Source organism: uncultured Abyssibacter sp. (genome assembly GCF_964000955.1).
GTDB lineage: Bacteria > Pseudomonadota > Gammaproteobacteria > Nevskiales > OUC007 > Abyssibacter.
The window spans coordinates 16,934-40,856 of record NZ_CAXFCL010000235.1 but is presented as its reverse complement, the minus strand read 5'-3'; the positions used below and the strand labels follow the sequence as shown (position 1 = coordinate 40,856).

The window sequence follows — 23,923 nt, the reverse complement described above, 5'->3', positions numbered from 1 at the left end:
TGTCCCAGTCGTCCAGCTTGCCGACGAACAGCAGCTTCGATTCGCTGTGTTCCAGGATGTAGTTGACCGTTTCCGCGTTCAGCGTCGGGTACAGCGGCACGGTGACGTGGCCGGCCATCCAGATCGCCCAGTCGGCCATCATCCAGTGCGCCGAATTCTTGCCCATCAGCGCGATCTGGCTGTGGGGCGGGATGTCCAGTGACTGCAGATGCGCGGCCATGCGTCGCACCTGATCCATGATCTCGGCCCAGGTGTAGTCGACGGATTGTCCGTTGCCGACCGGCTGGGTCAGGTGGACAGCGTCGGGGCGGGTTTTCTCCCAGTGATAAAGGGCCGCCAGCGGCGTGCCGTCAGTCGGTGCAGCGCTCATGTGTCTCCTCGCCGAAGTTTTTGGATTCGCGATCTGTCGTCGTCGGGATGTTTCATCGTGAAAAACCCGCTGTCGCGTCGACACCGAGTCTGCCCCAGTGACAACGGCAATGTCATGTGTTCCGCGCCCGGCGGTTCCCGCGACTCCGGCTGCGAAGGATAGGCGCAGTCGCATTAATTGACAAATGTCATTATGGGTGTAGCGTGGTTCGTGGCGTCATTCAGAGTGAGGGCAGTGAACGATCCTCGCCGGGCGCTCAGGAGGAGACATGCGGAAACTGCCGGGTTTGACAGGATCGGTGCGTCTGGGCGCCCTGATCGGTATTTGTTCCTTGGTGATGTGGGCTGCCGGCTGTGCCGGCGACGTCGAGGGCGGACCGGGCGATGCGCCCGTGCAGGATGTCCCCGACGAGGGAGGCGGTGACTCGCTGGTGCTGCTGGGCAGCAAGCATGGGGGGCACGCCTGGTTCGATTTCTGTGAGGGTCAGCCGGACAGCGCGGCGTTGCCCGGGGACCCGCGGGCGCTGGTGCAGCCCGGCGTCAGTGACGGCAAGGCGGTGCACTTCAACGCCTGGTGGAAGGATTGCCATGTCGATCCCGAACTGGTTGGCGAGCAGCCGCATCCCGAGACCTGCGGAGAGCTGCGCGAGAGCTGGGAGCGCGGGCATCAGCTCATGGTCGGCAACGGTGCCGTCGGCGCCGGGACCTTCTTCGCCGGGACCGAGCCCAGTGGATTCCTGTCGTTTCCCGCGGATATCTACAACAACCTCTGGGTGACCTGGGGGCTGCCCGGGCGGCCGGACAATTTCGATTATCTGGTCGCGGAGCGGTTCGGCGTGCCGCTGGGCACCGAGCGCAATCCCTACCCGTTGCCGGGCGAGGATCCCAATGCGGTCGACGGCGGCTCCGGGCAGCTGCCGATCAACATGACCCAGACCCGCAACGCCGACGGCAGCTGGAGCGGAAACATCGGCCTGACCTGTCATGGCTGTCACAGCGGCGAGGTCGGCTCACCAGCCGACGGGCATGCGCTCGGCGCGCTCTACGGCAGCGGAACCGGTCTGCCCGACATCGGCGTCATCGCGCGCGATCTGGCGATTGCCGGTGCGCCGCCGATGGGCATCTTCGCGCTGTTCGGCGCCAGTCGCGGCACCAACAATGCGCAGTTCGCCAACATCACCGCGATTCCGAGTCCGGCCGACAGCGGTGCCGCCTTTGGCCAGCAGTTCGCCGGCTGGGTGACCTCCGGCTCGACCGCGTCGATGGACACGCCGGCCTGGTGGAATCTCGGCCACCGACCGGCCAAGTTCATCGACGGTGTCGTGCCGACGGATGCGGTGCGAGTCGACATGGCGTTCTACACGCCGCTGCTCGACAACAGGCCGGTGCCCACCGGTCAGGACGCCGGGGCATGGGTCCGGGCGCATGATCAGGCTGCGGATCACTGGATGCTGTCGCTGAAGGCGCCGACCTATCCGATGGAGATTGACGAGGACCTGGCCCGGCAGGGCGCGCTGCTGTTCCACGTCAAGGATCTCTGGGCGGGCAATTCGGGCAACCCGGTGCCCAGGCCCGATGGCGGCAACGGGTCCTGCGCGAGCTGCCACGGCGCCTACTCCCCGCATTTCGCCAACGATCCCGCGTTCCTGGCCGATCCCGCCCTGGAAGGTGTCGCGTCGTACATCGTGCCGATGGACATCATCCAGACGGACCCGGAGCGCATGCACGCGTTCAACGAGGCGGTCCAGCAATCGAGTGGGTCCGGTTTCGTGGGCTATGAGGAAACCGTCGGGTCCGATCAGGACTGCGGGGCCCAGAATCGCGACGATTTGCGTGGCGATCGCGAGCTCGGCTATCTGGCTCCACCGCTGTACGGCATCTGGGCCACCGCACCGTATCTGCACAACGGTTCGGTGCCGGATGTCTGGTCGCTGCTGAAATCCGATGAGCGCCCGGCGATCTGGCGCCGCGTGTCCGAGCCGGCTCGCGAGGACCAGGTGGGGCAGGTGGTCATGGGCTTTGACACCGACCTCGAGCGCGCCTACGACCCCGAGCGGATGGGCTGGTCCTACGATGCACTGGCCTGCGGCGACGGCACGATTCCGCTGCTGGATTGAGATCCGCTACAGCCGGAGCAGGACCCGTTGCTGCAGCAGATTCTGTCCGAGCTGTACGGCAACGTGCTGCTGACGTGGAATTTGGGCAATGCCACCGTGCTGGCGCAGTGGACGCCGCAGCAGATCGAGAATCGCAAGATCTACAACACCCACCTGTTCAGCCAGGACAACGGCGGTCACGTGTTCAGTGACGTGCTGACCGACGCGGAGCGGCGGGCAATCATCGAGTACCTGAAAACGCTTTGATCGATGCGGGGATGGCGCGGGCGATCCGGACATTACGCCGGGCCGTCCCCGCCATCCATGCGTGTTGACAAGCGTTGCCCAGCCTATAAACTGACAAAAGTCATAAACAGCGAGCAAGAGAGCCCTGAAGGGCCGTCGGCTCGCCTGGTTGCGATGGAGCGAGACATGAAGTCAACCAACGGTATCGTTGTTGCCGCTGCCTTATTGCTGGCGGCTTGCGGCATGGGTGGTGACTACGATGGTGACGTCGCCGGCGGGTCGGATAACGCGGGCGGTGGTGCTGCACCGGCCGACTGTTCGGAGCTGTTCGCCTCCCGGGTTCAGCCCCGGATGGACTACTGCCGAACCTGTCACGTGCCTGGCGGTGTGGGTGACGTACCGGATGGCGAGCGCTTCATGCTGTCCGGCGACCAGACCGAGGATTTCGACCATCTGATGGCGTCCTGGGAGCGGATCGGAAGTCTCTCGGCTGATCAGTCCCTGATTCTGCAGATGGCGTCCGGCACCGCCGATCGGGCCCATTCCGGCGGTTCGCCATGGCCGCAGGGCAGCGCCGCCTACGATGACGCCGCCGCGTTGATCGCCAGCTTCTCCTCCGGAGGCAGCTGTGCCGCGGGTGGCGGGGAGCCGGGCGGCGGCGAAACCCTGGCCCTGCTGGGCAGCAAGCGCGGCGGGCATCTGTGGTTCGACTTCTGCGAGGGGCAGCCCGACGGCACGGTGCTCCCGGCCGATCCGCGCTCGCTGGTCCAGGACGGTGTCAGCGACGACAAGGCGGTCATGTTCAATGTCACCTGGAAGGACTGCCGGGCCTATCCGGATCTGGTCAACGAGGCGCCGCATCCGGAAACCTGCGGTGATCTGCGTCAGCGCTGGGAGAAGGGGCGGGCGCTGATGGAAGGCAATGGTCAGATCACCTCGGGATCGTTCTTCGCCGGCAACGACCACTCCAATCCGCTGCTGGGCATTTCCGCCAGCGACTACAACCAGCTATGGCGGTTGTGGGGATTCACGCAGCGGCCGGACAATTTCGATCGCCTGGTCTCCGAGCGCTACGGGATGCCCATCGGCCAGACGCCCAATCCGTATCCCGTGAACGACGAGGAAGCCGATGACCCCGCCAACCCCGGCAGCGGTCAGTTGCCGGCGTTCATGACCCAGTTCCGCGATCCGGACGGTAGCTGGACGGGTCGTCTCGGGTTCACCTGCCACGCCTGCCACACCGGGGCCGCGGGCCTGCCGGACGAGGGCGACGGGCTGGGGCTGCTCTACGGCAGCGGAAACAGCCTGCACGACATTGCGCTGATGTCGCGCGAAATCGGCGAGATCGCGCTGTCGCCCGGCATCCTGTTTTCGCTGTTCGGCACCAGCCGGGGCACGAACAACGCCAGCGACGTCAACATCTTCTTCGGCATTACCCAGGACAGTTACATCGAGCGGTTCAGCGGACTGGAGGATTTCGCCCACTTTGCCGGCGTTCTGACCAGTGGGTCGACGGCATCGGGCGATACGCCGGCATGGTGGAACATGGGGCACCGCCCGCTGAAGTTCCAGGACGGGTTCTTCGCTGGCGACGCCGCCCGCGTCGATCTGATCTTCTACATGCCGCTGGGCTCGGAGAATGCCGAGGACTGGATGCGCGATCAGGCGCCGGCATCGGATATCTGGATGCGTTCGCTCAAGGCTCCCGTTTATCCGCTGGAGATCGACGAGGCGCTGGCAAGGCAGGGCGCGATTCTGTTCCACACCAAGGATTTGTGGGCCGATGCGGGCGAGGATTTTCCGCCGCGCCCGGAGGCTGGCAACGGGTCCTGCGCAAGCTGTCACGGCGCCTATTCGCCGCAGTTCTCCCATGACCAGCAGTTCCTGGCCGACCCGGTCATGGAAGGCATTGCCGCCTACATCGCGCCGCACGACGTGATCGGGACCGATCGGGCGCGGGCCGACACCAACAACGATTCGGTCAACGAATTCGGCTCCAGCAGCTTTCTCGGTTATCCGGAAACCGTCGGCACCGATCAGGATTGCGGGCCGCAGAATCGTCCCGAGCTGCGCGGAGACCGTCCTTACGGGTATCTGACCCCGCCGCTCTACGGCGTGTGGGCCACCGCGCCCTACCTGCACAACGGTTCGGTGCCGAACGTGCGGTCACTGCTCAAGCCGGATGAGCGTCCGAACATGTGGAAGCGCGTGTCGACGCCAACGCCGGCGGGTCAGGAGGGGCCACTGATCAATCAGGCGGTGATGGGTTACGACGTCAGCATGGAGCGGGCGTTCGATGCGCAACGCCTGGGCTGGAAGTACGAGGACGTCGCCTGTCTGACCGATACCGTGAACCCGCCGCTGCTGGCCTGTAACCCGATCACGGATGGCGCCTCGCCGCTGCAGGTCGTGTTCGACCAGCTCTACGGCAACGTGGTGCTGGTCTGGAATCTGGCGCAGGTGGGCGTGTTCGCCCAGGTCACGCCGCAGCAGGTGGAAGACCGCAAGACCTACAACACGAATCTCTACAGCCAGGGCAATGCCGGTCACGAGTTCGGCAAGAATCTGACCGATCAGGAAGTGAGCGCGATCATCGAGTATCTCAAGACGCTCTAGCACGGCCGGGGGATGATCCGGCCGACGATCAGGACAGCGACACGACAATGGTGAGAGCAACAGATCACGCGACCAGCGCCTTCGAGGATGTGCTGGCCCGTGCCGCGGCCGCCGAGCAGCGCGAGCTGGCTCGGCTCTTCGAGTCGCTGCGATCGATCAGTGACGAGGCATTCCTGTTCGGCGACTGGAAGGGCGGACTGTTTCACACCGGCCATCCCGGCGAGCGCCAGATCCGGAACCTGGGCTGGGACGGCAAGTGCTTCCATGCGCGCGACCATGTCGAGCCCATGATCACGCTGGACGACGCCGGTCGCCGCGTCACAAACCCGGTGATGGGAACCGCAAGGCTGCGTCAGGTCGGTTACCGAGGCGTCGTGACCGCGACGATGATCTACGACCGGCACCCGATCATGGACCACTTCAAGCACGTCAACGATGACGTGGTCATGGGCGTGATGGATCGCAAGGGCGATGACTTGCCCCTGTACTTCTACCTCACCCGAATCACCGATTTCCAATCACCGAGAGACTGAATGTCCGCACAAAGCAATTCATTCATGCCGCCGCTATCCCCCATGCTGCCCCGAGCGCTGTTTCAGTCGGAGCATGAGGACTTCAGGCGTTCCGTCCGCCGCTTCATCGAAGAGGAAGTCACGCCGCACCACGCACGCTGGGAGGATCAACAGCACGTGGACCGGGATATCTGGAACAAGGCCGGGGAGATGGGTCTGCTCTGCCTGACGGTGCCCGAGGAATTCGGGGGCATCGGTGCGGACCGGCGCTACAGCGTCGTGGTGCTGGAGGAGATCATGTACGCCGGCGCGTCCGGGCTTGGATGGGCCGTGCACTCGGACATCGTCGCGCCTTACCTGATCAACTACGGCACCCAGGACCAGAAGCAGACCTGGCTGCCCAAGCTGGTCTCCGGCGAGGCCGTGGGTGCCATCGCGATGACGGAGCCGGGAACCGGTTCCGATCTGCAGGCGATGAAGACCACCGTGGTCGAGGACGGCGATGATTACCTGCTGAACGGCAGCAAGATCTTCATCACCAACGGGTATCTGTCCGATCTGATCATCGTCGCCGCGCGGCTTGGTGACGGTCCGAAGGGGGCCAAGGGCATCAGCCTGTTTCTGGTCGAAGCCGATCGGGAGGGTGTGGAGAAGGCCAAACCCCTGAAAAAGGTCGGCATGAAGGCGCAGGACACCTGCGAGCTGTACTTCAACAACGTCCGGATTCCCAAGGAAAACGTGCTCGGTGGACCGGACTACCTGGGCCAGGGTTTCGTCATGTTGATGAAGGAACTCGCCTGGGAGCGGCTGATTATCTCGGTGTTGTCGGTCGCGGGGGCGGAATCCGCGCTGGCTCACACCCTGGATTACGTGCGCGGCCGCAAGGCGTTTGGTCAGGCCATCGCCGAATTTCAGAACACCCGTTTCAAGCTGGCCGAGATGCGTTCGGAGATCGGCATTGGCCAGAGCTATGTCGATCGCAGTCTCGAACTGGTACTGGAGCGCAAGCTCTCGCCGGAAGCCGCGGCGGCGGGCAAGTACTGGTGCTCGGACATGATGAACCGCGTCATCGACGAGTGCGTTCAGCTCCACGGCGGCTACGGCTGGATGTGGGAATACCCCGTCGCCCGGGCCTGGGCCGATGCACGCGTGATGCGCATCTTCGGTGGCACCAACGAAATCATGAAAGAACTGATCGCCCGCAGCCTCTGAAGCCGATCAGTATCAACGGAGAATCCTGAATGCAGCGCAAACCCTTTGACCCGGAAATGGAACTGTTCCGGGACCAGGCCCGGCGGTTTTTCCAGAACGAGATCCGGCCTCACTCCGAGAAATGGCGTGAGGCGGGCATCGTCGATCGTGAGGCCTTCCTTAAGGCCGGAGAGCAGGGCTTCCTGTGCATGTGGGCCGACGAGAAATACGGCGGCGCCGGTATCAGCGACTTTCGCTACGAGCAGATCCTGATCGAGGAAAACGTCTACCACGGGGATCCCGGCTTCTTCATGACCGTGCACAGCCGGCTGATCGCGCCTTACCTGGGCACCTTCGGCACCGAGGAGCAGAAGGACCGCTTCTTCCCGGACATCATCAGCGGCAAGAAGATTCTCGCCGTGGCGATGACCGAGCCCGGTGCCGGGTCCGACATCGCGGGCACCAAGACCCGCGCCGAGGACAAGGGCGATCACTGGCTGCTCAACGGTTCCAAGACCTACATCTCCAACGGCATCCTCGCGGACATCGTCTTCGTGGCCGCCAAGACCGATCCCGACAAGCCACATGCGATGACATTGTTCATCGTCGAACGGGGCATGGAGGGCTTCGAGCGCGGCCGCAACCTCAAGAAGATGGGCCTGAAGGCGCAGGACACCGCGGAGCTGTTCTTCCACAACGTCAAGGTGCCCAAGTCCAACGTGCTCGGAACCGTGGGCAAGGGTTTCTACCACCTGATGCACGCCCTGGCCGAGGAGCGGCTGCTGTCCGCCGCCGGGAACGTGCCGGCGGCGCGCGCCGCGGTGAACGTGACCCGTGAGTTCGTCCGCGACCGCATCCTGTTCGGTCAGCCGCTGAGCAAGATGCAGAACACCCGCTTCAAGCTGGCCGAGCTGGACACCGAGATCGAGATGGCCCAGTGCTTCCTGGATCGCTGCGTCGAGGTGCACAACGAGGGCAAGCTCAGCGCCGAGGACGCCGCCCGCATCAAGCTGTTCGCCAGTGAGGTCTATGGCCGCGCCGTGGACGAATGCCTGCAGCTGCACGGCGGGGCGGGCTACATGGACGAATACCCGATCTGTCGCATGTATCAGGACGAGCGCATCAACCGGATCTTCGCCGGGACCTCCGAGATCATGAAGGAAATCGTCGCCCGGTCCATTCTCGACTGAGCAGGGGGAGAGGCATGACTCGCATAGTGATTCGCAGGGTGTGCTGTCTGGTGGCGCTGTTGATCGCCGGCGGGCTCCAGGCCTGCTCGACGACTCCGCTGCAACCCTGGGAACGGGGGGATCTGGCGCGGCCGGAGATGGCCTGGAGCGCCGGCATCGCCGGGGAGTCGGCGATTCGATCGCATACCTACGTCAGCAAGGAAGCGGCGGCCGACAACGCCGCGTTGGGCGGCGGAGGCTGCGGCTGCAACTAGGCCTCATCGGCCAGGCCAGGGAAGGAGACATCATGGCGCATCACCAGAAGAGCACGCTGGCCGTGCTGACGGCGGCGGCGTCCGCGTTGCCCGTCTATTCCGGCCCCGCGCGCGCGGGCACCGTCGACGAGCCAACGGTCGGCTACCGCTATTCGTACTACAGCGAGGACGACCTGCCGGACGACAGGTTGTCCGGCGGCAGCGCCAGCCGCTACGAGATTTCCACCCACCAGTTCCAGCTTTCCAGACCGCTCGGCGACGAGCTGGAGCTGGAAACCGACGTGATGATCGAGACGATGTCCGGGGCCTCGCCCTGGTTCATCACGCCAGGCGCGGATGGCCGGCCGGTGCAGGTGATGTCGGGTGCAACCATTCAGGAGGATCGCTACGACCTGATGACCCGGCTCACCCGTCACGAGGAGACGGGCGCCAAGGCGCTGCTACTGGGGATTTCCACGGAGAACGACTATCTCGCGCTGACCGGCGGGCTGGAGGGCGAGTGGGAATTCGACGAGCGCCAGCGCACGCTCAGCGCGGCGATCGGCTATTCCTACGATCAGCTGGACCCGACGGATGGCGGTTCCACGCGCTTTCCCGATCGCATCATCTCCGCGGATCGCGACCGGGTGACATCGTCGGTCGGGTTCAGCCAGATATTCTCGGCGCGGACCGTCGCGCAGGTCGGCGCCTCGCTTGCCTACGAAACGGGGTATCTGTCCGACCCCTACAAGCAGGTGTTCGTCGACGGTGACCTGTTGCCGGATGCGCGCCCGGACCGTCGTGTCCGCCTGTCGGTCTCCGGCCGCCTGCGCCACTACCTGAAACGGCTGGCGGCCGCGGTCCATCTGGACGCGCGCTTCTACAGTGACGACTGGGGCGTTTACTCGGACACCGTCGAGGCCGCATGGCTGCAGAACATCGGCGGCCAATGGCGCGCCGAGGCGCGGCTGCGCTGGTATGAGCAGAGCGGGGCGGATTTCTACAGCCCGTATTTCAATGCGGAACGGGGCGATGCGCACTATTCCAGCGACTATCGCCTGTCTCCCTACGGCGCCGTCAGCGTCCGGGTGGCCGTGGAACGTGCCTGGCCGGCCTGGGTCGTGTCGCTCGCGGCCGAGCGCTACGAGGCCGATGCGTCGTATGCCTTGCAGGATGTCGCTGTCGAAAACCCCGGTCTGGTGCAGTTTTCGGTGATCAGCGCGGCCATCCAGTACCGCTGGAATTGATTCGAACTACCTGTCCGGATAGGTGGTGCAGGGGATTTTGCGGCACACTCTGAATCGTGTAATCTGCTAAAAGTTGACAGATGTCATTTCAGAATTCGAGGATCGAGCATTGATGCAGGCCAAGCCCGCGACGGAACTGGACCCGCTCGCAGTCGCCCGCGTTCCCATGCAGAGCCGGGCGAGGGCCCGTTTCGAGGCCGTGCTGGCGGAAAGCGAGAAGTTGCTCGAGGAGTCCGGTCTGCAGGCCTTTTCGATTCCCACGGTCGCCGAGCGGCTCGGCATGACGCGGGGCAGCATCTACACCTATTTTCCGACACCGCATGCGATTCTCAACGAACTCGCGAAGCGGCACCTGGATGAATTGCAGGCCCTGTTCAACGAGCGGGCCGTCGATCTGGCGGCGATGTCCTGGCGGGATGCCATTCGGACCGTGGTCCAGTACGCGGTGGAATTCCACAACTCGCGGCCCGCGGCGCGGATGCTCATCCTCGGCGGGGCGGTCACCGACACCAGTTTTCGCGCGCAGGACATGCTCATGCGCCACCTCGGCGAACTGGGGCGACGCATCTGGGAAAAGCAGGACTCGCCGTTGCCCACGTCGCCCGACGTGTCCACGCTGGTGGCCGATATCGGGCTGACCTGTTTCCGGCGGTCGTTTCTGGATCACGGGTGGATCACGCCCGAATACCAGGAGGCCGCGGTCATCGCGATGCAGCGCTACCTGGAGTACTACCGGGCCAAGAAATAAGCGCGCCGCGTCGCGTTTCACAAGATTGCACGGGCGGCCGGACGGTTTGACCCGTGTCAGCCAGGAAGGGAATCACGTTGGAAGAGACGAACAAGAACGGGCAGGCCGGCGGACCGCTGGCCGGCTACAGGGTCATCGAGCTTGCGGGGCTGGGTCCCGCGCCACTGGCCGGGATGATGTTTGCCGACCTGGGTGCCGAGGTGGTGCTGGTCGATCGCAAGGCCGGCAAGCACGCGGTGCCCGAGTGCACGCTGCGGGGCAAGCGATCCATCGTGCTGAACCTCAAGGACCCCGCGGACATCGAGCGGCTGCTGAACCTGATCGAGAAGGCCGACGTGCTCATCGAAGGGTTTCGGCCGGGCGTGGCCGAGCGCCTCGGTTTCGGGCCGGACGAGGCCCTGAAGCGCAATCCGAAGATGGTGTTCGGCCGCATGACCGGCTGGGGGCAGTCCGGTCCGCTGGCGCACAGCGCCGGCCACGACATCAACTACATCTCCCTGACCGGCGCGTTGCATGGGGTCGGTCATGCCGGCGAGCGGCCAACGCCGCCGCTCAATCTGGTTGGTGACTACGGCGGCGGAACGATGTTCCTGGTCTCCGGCGTGCTCGCGGCCCTGCTGGAAGCGCAGCGCTCCGGCCAGGGGCAGGTGGTGGACGCCGCCATGACCGATGGCTCCGCCGTGCTGATGGCGATGTTCCATTCGATGCATGCGCAGGGGCATTGGCAACCGGTGCGCGGAGCGAATCTGCTCGATTCCGGCGCACCGTTCTACGACACCTACGAAACCGCCGACGGCGAGTACATGTCGGTGGGTCCGCTGGAGCCGCAGTTCTTCGCCGAGCTGATCGACAAGCTGGGCCTGGATCCGGGTTACGCCGCCAGGCAGTACGACCCGACCGCTTGGGCCCAGCTCCGGACGGATATCGGCAAGGCCTTCAAGACCCGGTCCCGGGACGAGTGGCGGACGGTCTTCGAGGGCTCGGACGCCTGCGTCGCACCGGTGCTGAATTTCCTGGAGGCCGCGGCGCATCCGCACAACGCCGCACGACAGACCTACGTCGACGTGGACGGCATGACCCAGCCGGCGCCCGCGCCGCGATTCAGCCGCACCCCGACGGCCGTGCGATTCGGTTCACGCCCCGCTGGCGCCGACACCGAGGCCGTACTGGCCGACTGGGGCATCGAGTAATTCCCAGCCGCCGTGTTCGTGGCGGCGGCCCATCAGACAAGACTTCGGAGGAGTCAATGAACATCGAGCAATCCGTATCCCTGATCACCGGCGGCGCGTCGGGCCTGGGCAAGGCCACCGCCGAAGCCTTTGTCGCCGCGGGCGGAAAGGTGGCGATCCTGGACCTGAACGACGAGGCCGGCAACGCGCTGGCGGCCGAGCTGGGCGACAACGCGATCTATTGCAACGTCAACGTGACCGACGAGGATTCGGTCAAGGCGGCGATCGCGAAGACGATGAAGGCCTTCGGTGCCATCCACGCCTGTCTGAACTTCGCCGGGATCGGCAATGCCATCAAGACCTATGGCAAGAACGGACCGTTTCCGCTGGATCAGTTCAACAAGATTCTGCAGGTGAATCTGGTCGGCAGCTTCAATGTGCTGCGTCTGGCTGCCGAGCAGATGGCGAGCAACGAGCCGGTGGATGGCGAACGGGGCGTAATCATCAACACCGCGTCCGTGGCCGCCTACGAAGGCCAGATTGGTCAGGCCGCGTACTCGGCCTCCAAGGGCGGCATCGTCGGCATGACCCTGCCGATCGCCCGCGATCTGGCATCGCTGGGCATTCGCGTGAACACCATCGTCCCCGGGCTGATCCACACGCCGCTGTTCAACGGCATGCCGGACGACGTGATCGACGCATTGTCGGCGCAGGTGCTCAATCCCAAGCGTCTGGGCAAGCCCGAGGAAATCGCCCATCTGGCGAAGACCATCGTCGAGAACGGTTACATCAATGGCGAGTGCATCCGCATCGACGGCGGCATTCGCATGCAGCCACGCTAGGAGTCGTCATGACCACGCAAGCAGACTTGCCGCCGATGCGAACCCGGGTTACCGACCTGCTCGGCATTCGCTACCCGATCATCCAGGGCGGCATGCAGTGGGTGGGTTACGCGGAGATGGCCTCGGCGGTCTCCAATGCCGGTGGCCTGGGCATCCTGACCGCCCTGTCGCAGAGCTCGCCGGACGAGTTGCGCAAGGAGATCACGCGCTGCCGGGAGATGACGGATCAGCCGTTCGGCGTGAACCTGACGATTCTACCGACCATCAATCCGCCGCCATATTCGGAGTATCTGGACGCCATCATCGACAGTGGCGTGAAGATCCTGGAGACCGCCGGCAGCGATCCCAAGGAATTCACCACCAAGGCCAAGGCCGCGGGACTGACGGTCATCCACAAGTGCGTGGCCGTGCGTCACGCGCTGTCGGCCGAGCGTGCCGGGGTCGACGCCGTGTCCATCGACGGCTTCGAGTGCGCCGGACATCCGGGCGAGGATGACATCGGCGGGTTGATCCTGATCCCCAGCGCCGCCCGTCGCGTGTCGATTCCGATCATCGCCTCCGGCGGCATCGGTGACGGTCGCGGACTGGCGGCGGCGCTGGCGCTGGGCGCCGAGGGCGTGAACATGGGCACGCGGTTCTGCGCGACCCAGGAAGCGCCCCTGCATCCCAACGTGAAACAGGCGCTGGTTGATGCCACGGAACGCGATACGCGGTTGATCTTCCGCACGCTGCACAACACGGCCCGCGTGCTGAAGAACGCCGTCTCCGTCGAGGTGGTGGAAACCGAGAAGGCCGGCTGCGAATTCGAGGACATCCGCCACCTGGTCTCCGGCGCCCGCGGCAAGCAGGCCCTGGATGCCGGCGAAACCGATGGCGGCATCATCTCCGCGGGGCAGATCGTCGGCCTGATCGACGACATCCCGACCTGCAAGGAGCTGCTGCAGCGGATGGTCCGTGACGCCCAGGCTGCGATCACCGGAGCCAGCGCGATGTTTGGCGAGACGGACGACGTCGCGCAGGTCGCCTAGCAACATCCAGTCAATCGCGAGGCCGGCGCGCATGCCGGTCTCGCGGACACCTCCGGGTTGAACACGGTGCCGCAGGGGCACAAGCCTGCTAAACTCTAAACTGACAAAAGTCATTTTAAGGTTTGTGACATGACCCAGCCCAGCCGGACCAACGTCGACCATGCGGCCCCCAGCGGAAAGGGTGGGTCATCGCGTCGCGTGGATTTCACCAGCCCTCCGGGCGAGCCGGCGCTGATTCCGGCCAACTCCATGACCTGGCAGGTGTTCAAGAATCCGGTCGCGACCTACATTGGCGGGATTACCGCGGTCATCCTGGAGCTGGCCGAGCCCCGGGTCTGCGCGGGCGTCTGGGATCACACGACATTCCGTACCGACCCGTTGCGCCGGCTGCGCCGGACCGGGCTGGCCGCGATGATGACGGTATACGGGGCTCGCAGCGAAGCCGAGCGCATGATTGCCGGCGTGCGGCGCATGCATGATCGCGTCAGTGGCGTCACCGCCAGTGGCCAGGCCTACCGGGCCAGCGAACCCGAATTGCTGAACTGGGTTCAGGCAACCGCCAGCTTCGGCTTTCTGGAAGCCTACGCGCAGTACGTGCATGCGCTGGACGCACGTGAGCGCGACGCGTTCTACGGGGAGAGCGCCATCCCGGCCAGGTTGTACGGAGCGGTGGGTGCGCCCACGTCGGAGGCCGGTTTGCAGTCTCTGTTCCAGACCATGGAACCCAGGCTGACCCCGACGCCGGTGATCTTCGAGTTTCTGGAACTGATGCGGCGGACCGCCGTGTTCCCCCGGCCTCTGCGTCCGTTGCAGGAGCGTCTGCTACGCGCCGCGGTGGACATCGTGCCGGCCTGGGCGCTGGACAAGCTGGAGATCGGTCCGCAGTGGCGGTTGCGCGCCTGGGAGCGTCCGATTGTCCGGCTGGCCGGCGGTATCGCGGATCGCTGGATGATCCCGGGCAGCCCGGCGATCGAAGCCTGCCGGCGCCTGGGACACAATCCGAAGTCGCTCTACCCGAGGTTTCCCCGGATCGCCATCGGGTCCGTCTGAGACCTGGTGGCGCCGGGGCGGGATGCCCGGTCAGGCTGCTCGGGTCAGAACTGCCAGCTCAGTTCGCCGTACAGCAGCCGTCCGGGCTCAAGCGTCTGGTAGTAGGTATCCGTCGCCAGCGGCACATCACTCTTGTAGCTGGCCACGACCTCGTCGGTGAGGTTTTCGCCCACGAGACGGAACCGCCAGCTTCCGTCGGCGGCACCGAGTCCGATGTTGGCGTTCCAGCGGGTCACGCCCTCCTGCTTGACGCGTTCGTCGCGCAGCGCGTTGTCGGCGAAATACTCGCTCTGGTAGGCGGCGACCGCGCCCACCGTCAGAGACAGCCCGTGCCAGGGCAGGGTGAAGTCGGCGCGCGGATTCAGCGTGACCGTGAGTTTGGACGCGAAATCCAGCGGCTCGCCGGTGATGTCACAGCGCTCGTCCCCGTCGCCGTCCGTGTCCTCGCTGCCGGCCGCGCAGGTGCCGAACGGGAAATTCAGGAATTCGTTGTCGTTGTAGCCAAGGCTGCCCTGCAGGCTGAACCACTGGTTGGCCAGCCACAGGCCGTCGATCTCCACGCCGCGGGCGCGGGCCTCGCCGGCGTTGAGCACGGTGAAACCGACGTCGCTGGGGTCCTGAGTGACCACCTGGAAGTCCTCCAGGTTCATCCAGAACAGGCCGATGTTGAGGTTGGCCGCCCCGTCCAGCAGCGTCAGCTTGGTGCCAGCCTCCCAGGAGCGCACCTGTTCCTCGTCGTACTCCAGACCCTCGGGGTCGCCGGTGGATGCGATCTGATTGAAGCCGCCGGCGCGGAACGTCCGGACCCAGCCGGCGTAGGCGTTGACGTCCTCCGAGAAGGCGTAGCTCACCAGCACCTTGGGGCTGAGCTGCTGCTCAGAGCGTTCGCGGCTGGCCGTGTAAGGCTGGCGGCCCAGCGCGGCGCGTGCAAGCAGCCCGGTGCCCTGGACGGTGACCGAGTTCCAGTCCGCCTCCTTGGTTTCGTCGGAATACCGCAGGCCGAGCTGCAGCGTCAGCGGCGGGGTCGGGGACCATTCGAACTGCCCGAACAGGGCCGCCGATCGCGTCGTCTGGTCGTAATAGATGATGCCGATTTCATCGTCCTGCGGCTGGTTCGGCGGGAACACGATGGGCAGAGGGTCCGGTATCGGGATCGGCAGGGGCAGGGTGTCGCCGGCCAGGAACACGATCGTCGCGGTCGGGTCGATGCGCAGCCCGGCCTCGCTGTCCTCGAAACCGCGGTCCTGCCAGAACACCCCGGCCGTCAGGCGGCTGCTTCCGAGATCGCGGCCGAACAGGCTGTCCAGTCCGAACAGGCCGTCGATCTCCGGCGAGGCGGTGCGCAGTTCCACCGTCGTCTGCGGGTGGTTGTCCTTCTGAAGCAGTGTCAGGGACGGCGCCGGTCCGAAATCGGTGTCGGCGGCGTTCTCGAACAGCAGTTCCGCGTAGCCGCCGACCAGCGTCATGTCCCAGCCCCCCAGGGGGCGGGTCAGCTCCAGCGTGTAGATCTCGCCGGTGATCTCCGTGAACTCGGGCGCGTCGATCGAGCCGACGTAGTTGTTGGGCGTGGTATCGAAATCCGGGTCGAACAGCCGGTAAAGCCCTTCCGCCTCAGGAGCCACGAGGTACAACTCGGCGCCGAATCCGGTCAGCGACACGTCCACGGTTTCCGCGCCCAGTTTCAGCCCGAAACCGCCGATGTCGGGAAATGCCAGCTTGAGCCGCGCGGCGCGGCGGTCCCGTGCGTTGATGCGCTCGTTGGCCGCAGGCACCGTCGCGGCCGTGGTGTTCTCGATCAGCCCGTCGCGGGCATCGTAGAGCCCGGCGATGCGCCAGTGGCCGACGCCGCCCAGCGGGCCGCCGACACCGAGTTCCACGCGCTCACGCTCCAGTTCGCCACCCTGGACGCTGATACGGCCTTCGATCCGGTCGGCATCGGCTTCACGGGTGGTGATGTTGAACGCGCCGGCCGTACTGTTCTTGCCGAACAGCGTGCCTTGCGGTCCGCGCAGGACCTCGACCCGTCCGATGTCGTACAACGGCGTCTGGAAAAAGGGCGAGGTGCCGTAGGTGACCCCGTCCACGACCAGACTGATGGCCTGTTCGAATGCCCGGTTCAGGGGATGGGCGTTGAACCCGCGGATGCTCAGCTGCGGCAGCGTGCCGTTGGCGTCGATCCGGGCGTTGGGGACGAAGGCGGATAGATCGCGAAAATCGCTGATGCCATTCTCGATCAGAAAGTTCTCGTCGAAGGCCGACAGCGAGATCGGCACCTCGCTGAGTCCCTGCTCGCGCTTCTGGGCGGTGACGACGATTTCCTCGATGGTCCGACGCTGGCGCGGGGCGGATGGCAGGGGCTCGGATTCGGGCTGCGGCAGCGGAATCGTCTCGACGGTTTCCGGTGCGGTCCCGGCGGTGTCGTCTCGCTTCGTCTCCGAGGGCTCGCGCTCGGACGGGGCGGCGTCCCGAGGTTCGGATGACTCTCCGAACATGTCGTCCAGCCAGGCATCGTCATCCTGCTGCGCATGACCCGCACTGACGAAAAGTCCTGCGGCCAGCGAGGCGCCGCCCAGCCATCTCATCCCGTAGGTCATTCCCGCCATCCGAGTCATCTAGGGAAGCACCGATGTATTAACGCCGCCAAGTTGTCGCCTGAAATGAGGCCAGGCAAGGCGCGAGGAGAGAGGTTTGGTCATTCCAAATGAGCGACGAGTAACGCTGCATGGCCTCATTTCAGGCGCAATCCGTATGGAACGGGCCGGTTTTTCCGCAATCCTGCGTTGTCGTTCGCTGACTTGGAATAACCAAGCGGCACTCACTCCGCCTAGGCTTGCGGAAAAACTGGCTCCGTCTTGGTGGTGTGAATACATCGGTGCTTCCCTAGAAGTTCCAGATCATCTGGAAACGGTAGGAACGCGGCGGTGCGAGCGTGGGCTGCACGCCGAAATCCGTGGCGAAGAAGCCGGCCGTGTAGAACTCGTCGGTCAGGTTGTCGACGCTGAAGGTCGCGCGCAGATCCCACGGCGCGTACAGGTAGCTGATCCTGGAGCCGAACAGCCAGTACGACTCCTGCAGCGAGGCATCGCGGTTGGTGGCCTCGTAGTAGAAATCGTCGGTGTAATAGGCATCGAAGGCCAGCTCCAGCGGTCCGCCGGGCACATCCCAGGTCTTGCTCAGTGATGCGGTCGCGGTGAGTTCCGGCGTCCGGATCACCTGGTTGCCGGTGTTGTTCTGGTTCTGCCGGAACGCGCCGTTTTCCCCGAAGCCCGAGGCGCCGTCGAAGTCGACGTATTCCGTGTCCAGGTAGGCGGCGCCACCCGCGAGCACGAGGTTGTCGATCACGCTGGGGAACAGCTGCAGCAGGGTGTCGAACTCCAGCCCGCGAATCTTGGCGCGACCGGCGTTCTGGAAACTGATCACGCCGCCGGCGAACAGCGACAGGTAGTAGGTCTGCAGGTTCTTGACGTCGTAGTCGAACGCGGCGGCATTGAACGTGGCCAGGCCGTTGAAGAACGACGTCTTGATGCCGATCTCCGTGGCGCGCAACTCTTCCGGCTCGACGTAGTTCGGAGCGGTGTAGAGCACGACCGTGTTGTAGGTCGCCGCCTTGATCGCCTCCTGCCAGGACAGGTAGATCAGGGTGTCGTTGTCGAACGGGCGCAGTTGCAGCGAGACCTTGGGCGTGAAGTCCTTCTGGATGTCACGCGTGGGGTAGGGGTTGCCGTCGCTGTCCTCCGCGCGGTTGCTGTTGTTGATCAGCGGGATCTCGCCGTCCGAGGTGTCCAGATTGGCGGTGGATTCGATGATGAACCGTTCCTCCACCTGATAACGGCCACCCAGGGTCAGGTCCAGCCATTCGGTGAACGAGATCGTGGTCTGCGCGAACACCGCGCGTGAATCGGTGCCGATCAGACCGGTGAGATCGAACTCGCCGGTGGGCAGACCGATCGGCAGCGGTTCGACCACCGTGTTGAGCAGGTTGACCAGCGCCGGTGGCAGCGCGATACCGAGGACGGTGCCCGTCGCCAGATCCAGCCCGGCGACCTGAAAGTCGAGCTCGCCGAAACCGTTCTCGGCCTGGAAGAAAAAGCCGCCGACGATCCATTCCAGCCAGTCCGGACCCCACTCGCCATTGGAGAGGATCTGGATTTCCGCGGACTGGGCATCGATGTACTGGCTGGGCGTGGCCAGCACCATCAGGGGCCGGGGCGAGCCGTCGAAGTCGCGCACGCCGTAGGTGTCCATGCGCTGGTCACTGCCGAGCAGCTTCACGTCGAACCACGGTGCGGTGTACTCGATGGAGCCGTAGACCACGTCATTGGCGTCGGTGTCGTTGCGCAGCAGGGCGTCGACCTCGCCTTCGTAGCCCGGTTGCGGCTGTATGCCCAGGGTGGCGCCAAGCGCGGAGGGATCCGAGGTGAAACCGACGCTGTCGGTGCCCAGGTACATCTCGAAATGCAGGGCGGCGAGGTTGATGTCCAGGTTCTCGGTCGGCTGGGCGCGCAGCTTGATGCGGTAGCCCTCCTGCCTGTTGCCGGGAATCGGGCGCCGGGGCGTGCCGTGCAGCCCGCTGTAGTAGCCCTCGCTCTCGCCGCGCAGGGCGGTGATGCTGGCGGCCATGGTGTCGCCGATCGGCAGGTTGAGATGGACGCGGCCGAGCTTGCGGTCGAAGCTGCCGACCTCGCCCATGAACTCGCCGAAGAAGCCTTCGAACTCGGGCTTCTTGGTATGGATGCTAATGGCGCCGCCGGTCGCGTTGCGGCCGAACAGCGTGCCCTGGGGGCCCTTCAGGACCTCGATGCGTTCCACCGCGCCGAAGTTCTGCGCGAGGTTGGATGCGAACGGGTAGTAGATGCCGTCGATGTAGGTGGCGACGCTCGGGTCGGCGGCGATGGTCGCGTCGGTGCCGATCCCGCGCAGAAACGTGATGGTGTAGCTGACCTGCTCGGTGACGTTCAGCCCCGGCGTGATGCGCTGCAGGTCGGTTTGCTCGGTGATGCCCAGCGCGTCGAGCTTGTCGCCCGAGAAGGCCTGCACCGAGATCGGAACGTCCTGCAGGCTTTCTTCGCGCTTCTGGGCGGTGACGACGATTTCCTCGACCAGGCGGCTGCGTGTGCGGGGCGGGGCGTCGTCGTCGAAGGTCTTCTGCTCTTCGGGAAGCTGGATGACGTCGACGGTCTCCGGCGTTTGGTCGGCATCAGGGTCGCGCTGCGGGGCGGTGCTGGCTTCACCGTCGTCCGCTGGCCGGCTGGATGCGGGTTCCGAGGTGGAGTCTTCGCGCTCCTCGGCGAACAGCTCGTCGAAAAAATCGTCGTCCTGGGCGTGACCCGTCAGCGGCACGGCGCTCGCCAGCACGATCAGGATGCCCCAACTCCAGTGATTTCCCGTCATCTCTCCACACCGCACACGTCGTCTGTTCTTATTTGCGGAGCGTCGATTTGCGCCGTGACCGGCTTGCTTCCCGCTTCGCTATTGGGTCCCAATTTAGTTAAAATACGACAAATGTCAACTTATGGGTTTCTCAGCCCGCGCCCAGTGCTTCCGTCCGGGAAACTCCCGGCATGGTGGTGACTGCGCGACGGTAACGGGTCGTGCGGGCGGTAGCCGACGATCCTTCGTTTACGCGGCTTTGACGCCCGCTAGGGCAGCTTGACGAAAACCCACACCGACCGGAGCGAAACAGGAATCGAATGGGTGAACTCACGGAGATAGCCAACCGCATGGCGCGTGCGGATTCATACGCGGACTGGCGCACGGCGGCGGAGGCGCATGACGCGGCGACCGGGGCGGCCAGCTGGCGCGGCGTCGAGCAGACCCGGATTTATGACTACAAGGCGATCCGCGCGAGGCTGGACGCCCTGCGCGCGTTGCGGGCCGCCGGCGATGATGCCGCGCTGCTGGATGCGCTGAACGAGGGCGTGCACGGCAACTTCGGCCGGATGGGGTCCAAGGAACTCTACGAGCGCGCGAAAGCCGGCACGAAATCGCTGATCGGTGAGTACGTCGACGCGCTTTGCGAGGCTCTGGAACATCTGGCCCGGTCGGATGGCGGCGGCGTGACACGGGCGCAGCGTCTGGATTTCTTCCGCCGCGCGAATCTCTGCTTCGGACGCTCGGCATTGCTGCTCAGCGGAGGGGGCGCCTACGGGAGCTTTCACACCGGTGTGGTCCGGGCATTGATGGAGGCCGATCTGCTGCCCCGGGGGATGTCCGGTTCCAGCGCGGGATCGCTGACCGTGGCGATGGTCGGCAGCTATCCCCGCGAGCAGCTCGACGGGATTCTGCGCGCGGAGCAGTTCGAGGTGCAGCCGACCAGCAGCCGCTCCGCGCAGCGCAAGTTCGGCGTGATTCCGTATTTCGATCAGCGCGACATCCGCTCGACGATTTGCCGCCTGGTGCCGGATCTGACCTTCGCCGAGGCCTTCGAGATCACCGGACTGCACATCAACATCACCGTGTCGCCGGCGGCGCTGCATCAGACCTCCCGGTTGCTCAACGCAATCACCTCGCCCAACGTCTGCATTCGTTCGGCGGTGATGGCGTCCTGTGCCGTGCCCGGCTTCTTCCCGCCGGTCCAGCTCATGGCGAAAAACCATCGGGGCGAGATCCAGCCCTATCTGCCTGGCCGCAAGTGGGTGGACGGCTCGGTCAGCGAGGACCTGCCGGCGCGGCGTCTTTCGCGGCTATTCGCCGTCAATCACTACATCGTCAGCCAGGTGAATCCGTTCGCGGTGATGTTGCCGGTGCAATACCCGGCATCGCTGTCTCAGGATCTGCGGCTGTTCGCGCATCATTCGGCGAAGAACATCGCCCATCTGGCGCAGCGCATGACCCACCGCTACGGCCGCCGCTGGCCGGAGTTGCGACATGTCGTCAGTTCGCTCATGGCGGTGTGGACACAGGAATACAGCGGTGACGTGAACATCCTGCCGCCGCCCGGGCTGATCCGGCCGCTCAGGGCGCTGCACTACATGAACGCGGACGAGATCGACCGGATCATCGACGCCGGTCAGCATGCGAGCTGGCCCAAGCTGGAGATGATCCGCAACGCCACCCGCGTGTCGCGCACGCTGGAGGATATCCTCGGGCGTCTCGGCCAGGACGATGCGCTGCGGCATCCCTCCGACATCACCGTGACACCGCCGCCCGAGGCCGCGCCGAAGGCTGCCGCGTCGGTCGGCTGACGCGGCAGCCTTCGGCGGTGGTTCGCCGCTACAGGGTTTTCAGGTACTCGATCAACGCGCGTCGCTCGGCGTCGGTGAGCACCATCGTGAAGTCGTGTCCCTGGTTGCCCTGGCTGTAGAGATTGGTGTTGTAGATCTTTCGATTTTCGATGTCCTGCTCGCTCATCCGGATGCCGGCCGGGCGGGGCAGGTTCCAGGTGATGCCGATCTGCTCGTACAGCAGGCTGATCGCCTGCTGCGCCGTGGATGGCTGATCTTCGCTGAGCGGGCTGCAGGCCAGGAACGGCTCGGTCCCGTCGTCACCACACTGGAGCTCGTCGTATTTCCAGCCCAGGTGCTCGGTGTCGTAGGCGCGCTCGAAGCTGGTGTCGTATCCCATGACCACCTCGCCTTCCTGATCCGGCCGGGCGGGCGCGGATACGCGGCGCCAGATGTTCGGGCGCTGGCTGGCGGGATCGAGCACGCCCCAGATGTTCGGAATCGAGCCGTTGTGCAGATAGGGCGCGGCCGCCCAGACGCCCCACAGGGGCGGAGCCAGCAGGATGGGCGTGCGATTCTCGGTGTCGCCGTAGTTCCCGTGGCCGCACCAGAGGAAGTTCTGCTGGTCGGTGGCATTCGGGAAGCTGCCGTCAGGATTGCGCAGGCTTTGCATGGCCTCGGCGTAGGTCGGATCGGTACGGATCACGTCCATCGGCACGGTGTAGGCCGCCAGCCCGCCCAGTTCCGGCGTTTCCAGATAGGCCGGATCATGGATGAAGCGAGGTGAATAGGCTCCGTGGCAACTGGCGCAGGAGCCGTTGCCCTCGTCGGGGCGGGGCACCGGATTGTTGAGATTGTCGGCCCACAGGTCCTTGGCATGGAACAGCACCGCGCCGGCCTCGGCCAGATCCATGTCGATCTCGCCCGGGTAGCGCGGCGATGCCTGTGTCTCCGCCCAGACCTGGAACGGCCCCGAATGCGCGTCGTTCCACGCCAGCGCGGCTTCGTCATCGCCCGACAGGCTGGACACCAGGTCGTAATACGCCGCCAGATCGATTCGTGACGCGTCCGTGGGCAGGATCGCACCGTGGAATTTCTGCGGCCGGTAGGCCAGGTTCCACCACGGCGGGCTCTTGATGTTGCCGATCGCCTGGCTGAACAGGATCTTGGGGTTCAGCAACAGTTCCAGGTCGCCCTTGCTGAACAGCACGAACGCGAGCTGGAAGAAATCGATGGCGCCGGTGCCGCGGTTGGTCGAGATCGTGATCAGCGATGTCGGGCTGGGCGCGGCGAGCACACCGGCGGCCTTGTCTAGATCGGAGCCGGAGACCGCGAAGTCCCCGATACTGCCGGCGCCGCCGAGCATGGTGCCCAGTTCGACATCGGGATTCGTGGTGTCGATGCGGCCGTTGTGACAGAACACGCAGACCTTGGTGCCGATCTCGCCGGTCCAGGTGCCGTCCGGTTCACGGATCTGCGTGTAGGCCAGCGGCAGTTGGCCCGAGCCACCGTTCGTCTCGTTCGGATCCTCGCCGGGGAGCGGGTAGGGATTGGGCCAGGGCGCCAGCGGAGAACCGTGCCGCTGGGCGACCAGTTCATCGAAGTTGTCGGGGCGCTCGGACAGCCCCCAGACCTGCCACAGATTGTTGTAGTTCTCGGCGTCCACACCGGAAGGCGCGTCCTGGCCTCCCGCGAACGCCACCGGACTGCCGACCTCCCCGTTTCCGAACGCCACGAACTTGCCGATCTCCGCCTGCTCGCGCATCTCTCCGCAGGTGGTCGGGCGTTCCACGCCGATGTCGCAGGACTGCCAGTTAGCGTTGAACGCCACCGCGAGGCCGTCGTTCACGCCGGGTGTCAGCAGTTCGCGCGGGTCGCGGGGCAGCACGGCCGAATCGGCCTTGTCCTCGCAGTAATTCGCCCAGACGTTGCCACCGCGCGCCTTGCCGATCAGCGGGTAGTTCTCGGCGACGCCACAGTCGTCGGGGTTGGACGCGCAACCATCGGGTGGGTCGGTCGCCCCCGTCTGCGGATCACCCCCGCCGCTGCAGGCGGCGGCCAGCATCAACAAGAGCGCGGGCCACAGCCGGTGGGCATGGTGGCGACGTACTGCGGCCACTACGGGCCGTTCACAGCCTTTTTCCAGGCTTTGTTGCGTCATGGTCTCCTCCAATCGTTGTTGGCATGACACTTGTCAAATTATGGTCAAACAGTAAATGACAT

At 65.1% G+C, this 23,923-nt stretch carries 18 protein-coding genes; 14 read left to right on the top strand and 4 right to left on the bottom strand.

Annotation, left to right across the window (positions count from 1 at the left end):
• Nucleotides 1-370: AMP-binding protein (locus tag ABNS06_RS11515; RefSeq protein ID WP_348674744.1), on the bottom strand; the 370-nt coding region annotated here is incomplete at its 3' end.
• Nucleotides 371-638: 268 nt separating this feature from the next.
• Here ABNS06_RS11515 and ABNS06_RS11510 point away from each other — a divergent pair.
• From ABNS06_RS11510 to ABNS06_RS11450, 13 genes are all read left to right on the top strand, one after another.
• Nucleotides 639-2,486: a hypothetical protein gene (locus ABNS06_RS11510; protein ID WP_348674743.1), complete on the top strand. Its 1,848-nt coding sequence runs from the start codon at nucleotides 639-641 to the stop codon at nucleotides 2,484-2,486.
• Between the two features lie 27 nt (nucleotides 2,487-2,513).
• Complete coding sequence (locus ABNS06_RS11505; RefSeq protein WP_348674742.1) at nucleotides 2,514-2,732, top strand: hypothetical protein; 219 nt, start codon at nucleotides 2,514-2,516, stop codon at nucleotides 2,730-2,732.
• Nucleotides 2,733-2,897: 165 nt separating this feature from the next.
• Nucleotides 2,898-5,327: a hypothetical protein gene (locus tag ABNS06_RS11500; protein WP_348674741.1), complete on the top strand. Its 2,430-nt coding sequence runs from the start codon at nucleotides 2,898-2,900 to the stop codon at nucleotides 5,325-5,327.
• A 47-nt stretch (nucleotides 5,328-5,374) separates the two neighbouring features.
• Nucleotides 5,375-5,860, top strand: a complete 486-nt coding sequence (locus tag ABNS06_RS11495) for a DUF4334 domain-containing protein (RefSeq protein ID WP_348674740.1) — start codon at nucleotides 5,375-5,377, stop codon at nucleotides 5,858-5,860.
• Nucleotides 5,861-7,051: an acyl-CoA dehydrogenase family protein gene (locus ABNS06_RS11490; RefSeq protein ID WP_348674739.1), complete on the top strand. Its 1,191-nt coding sequence runs from the start codon at nucleotides 5,861-5,863 to the stop codon at nucleotides 7,049-7,051.
• A gap of 29 nt (nucleotides 7,052-7,080) precedes the next feature.
• On the top strand, nucleotides 7,081-8,220 hold the full coding sequence (locus ABNS06_RS11485) for an acyl-CoA dehydrogenase family protein (protein ID WP_348674738.1): 1,140 nt from the start codon (nucleotides 7,081-7,083) through the stop codon (nucleotides 8,218-8,220).
• 14 nt (nucleotides 8,221-8,234) lie between these two features.
• Nucleotides 8,235-8,474, top strand: a complete 240-nt coding sequence (locus ABNS06_RS11480) for a DUF4266 domain-containing protein (protein ID WP_348674737.1) — start codon at nucleotides 8,235-8,237, stop codon at nucleotides 8,472-8,474.
• A gap of 32 nt (nucleotides 8,475-8,506) precedes the next feature.
• Nucleotides 8,507-9,700, top strand: a complete 1,194-nt coding sequence (locus ABNS06_RS11475; RefSeq protein ID WP_348674736.1) for a DUF3570 domain-containing protein — start codon at nucleotides 8,507-8,509, stop codon at nucleotides 9,698-9,700.
• A 112-nt stretch (nucleotides 9,701-9,812) separates the two neighbouring features.
• Nucleotides 9,813-10,448 carry a TetR/AcrR family transcriptional regulator gene (locus ABNS06_RS11470; RefSeq protein WP_348674735.1) on the top strand — a complete coding sequence of 212 codons (636 nt, stop codon included), beginning with the start codon at nucleotides 9,813-9,815 and terminating at the stop codon, nucleotides 10,446-10,448.
• 77 nt (nucleotides 10,449-10,525) lie between these two features.
• A complete protein-coding gene (locus ABNS06_RS11465) occupies nucleotides 10,526-11,638 on the top strand; it encodes a CaiB/BaiF CoA-transferase family protein (RefSeq protein WP_348674734.1) in 1,113 nt (370 codons plus the stop codon).
• A 56-nt stretch (nucleotides 11,639-11,694) separates the two neighbouring features.
• On the top strand, nucleotides 11,695-12,459 hold the full coding sequence (locus ABNS06_RS11460; RefSeq protein ID WP_348674733.1) for a 3-hydroxyacyl-CoA dehydrogenase: 765 nt from the start codon (nucleotides 11,695-11,697) through the stop codon (nucleotides 12,457-12,459).
• An 8-nt stretch (nucleotides 12,460-12,467) separates the two neighbouring features.
• Nucleotides 12,468-13,487: a nitronate monooxygenase family protein gene (locus ABNS06_RS11455; protein WP_348674732.1), complete on the top strand. Its 1,020-nt coding sequence runs from the start codon at nucleotides 12,468-12,470 to the stop codon at nucleotides 13,485-13,487.
• 129 nt (nucleotides 13,488-13,616) lie between these two features.
• Entirely contained in the window at nucleotides 13,617-14,537 is a 921-nt protein-coding gene (locus ABNS06_RS11450) for an oxygenase MpaB family protein (RefSeq protein WP_348674731.1), read from the top strand.
• A gap of 44 nt (nucleotides 14,538-14,581) precedes the next feature.
• Here the strand turns inward: ABNS06_RS11450 and ABNS06_RS11445 are convergent, their stop codons facing one another.
• Nucleotides 14,582-17,119 carry a TonB-dependent receptor gene (locus tag ABNS06_RS11445; protein WP_348674730.1) on the bottom strand — a complete coding sequence of 846 codons (2,538 nt, stop codon included), beginning with the start codon at nucleotides 17,117-17,119 and terminating at the stop codon, nucleotides 14,582-14,584.
• 298 nt (nucleotides 17,120-17,417) lie between these two features.
• Nucleotides 17,418-19,928 (bottom strand): TonB-dependent receptor, encoded by a 2,511-nt coding sequence (locus ABNS06_RS11440; RefSeq protein ID WP_348674729.1) that lies wholly within the window; start codon nucleotides 19,926-19,928, stop codon nucleotides 17,418-17,420.
• A 299-nt stretch (nucleotides 19,929-20,227) separates the two neighbouring features.
• Between ABNS06_RS11440 and ABNS06_RS11435 the strand changes: the two genes are divergently transcribed.
• The gene (locus ABNS06_RS11435) at nucleotides 20,228-21,721 is read left to right on the top strand and encodes a DUF3336 domain-containing protein (RefSeq protein WP_348674728.1); all 1,494 of its coding nucleotides are present in this window, start codon (nucleotides 20,228-20,230) and stop codon (nucleotides 21,719-21,721) included.
• 28 nt (nucleotides 21,722-21,749) lie between these two features.
• Here ABNS06_RS11435 and ABNS06_RS11430 read toward each other — a convergent pair whose 3' ends face one another.
• A complete protein-coding gene (locus tag ABNS06_RS11430; protein WP_348674727.1) occupies nucleotides 21,750-23,861 on the bottom strand; it encodes a hypothetical protein in 2,112 nt (703 codons plus the stop codon).
• Between the last annotated feature and the right edge of the window lie 62 nt (nucleotides 23,862-23,923).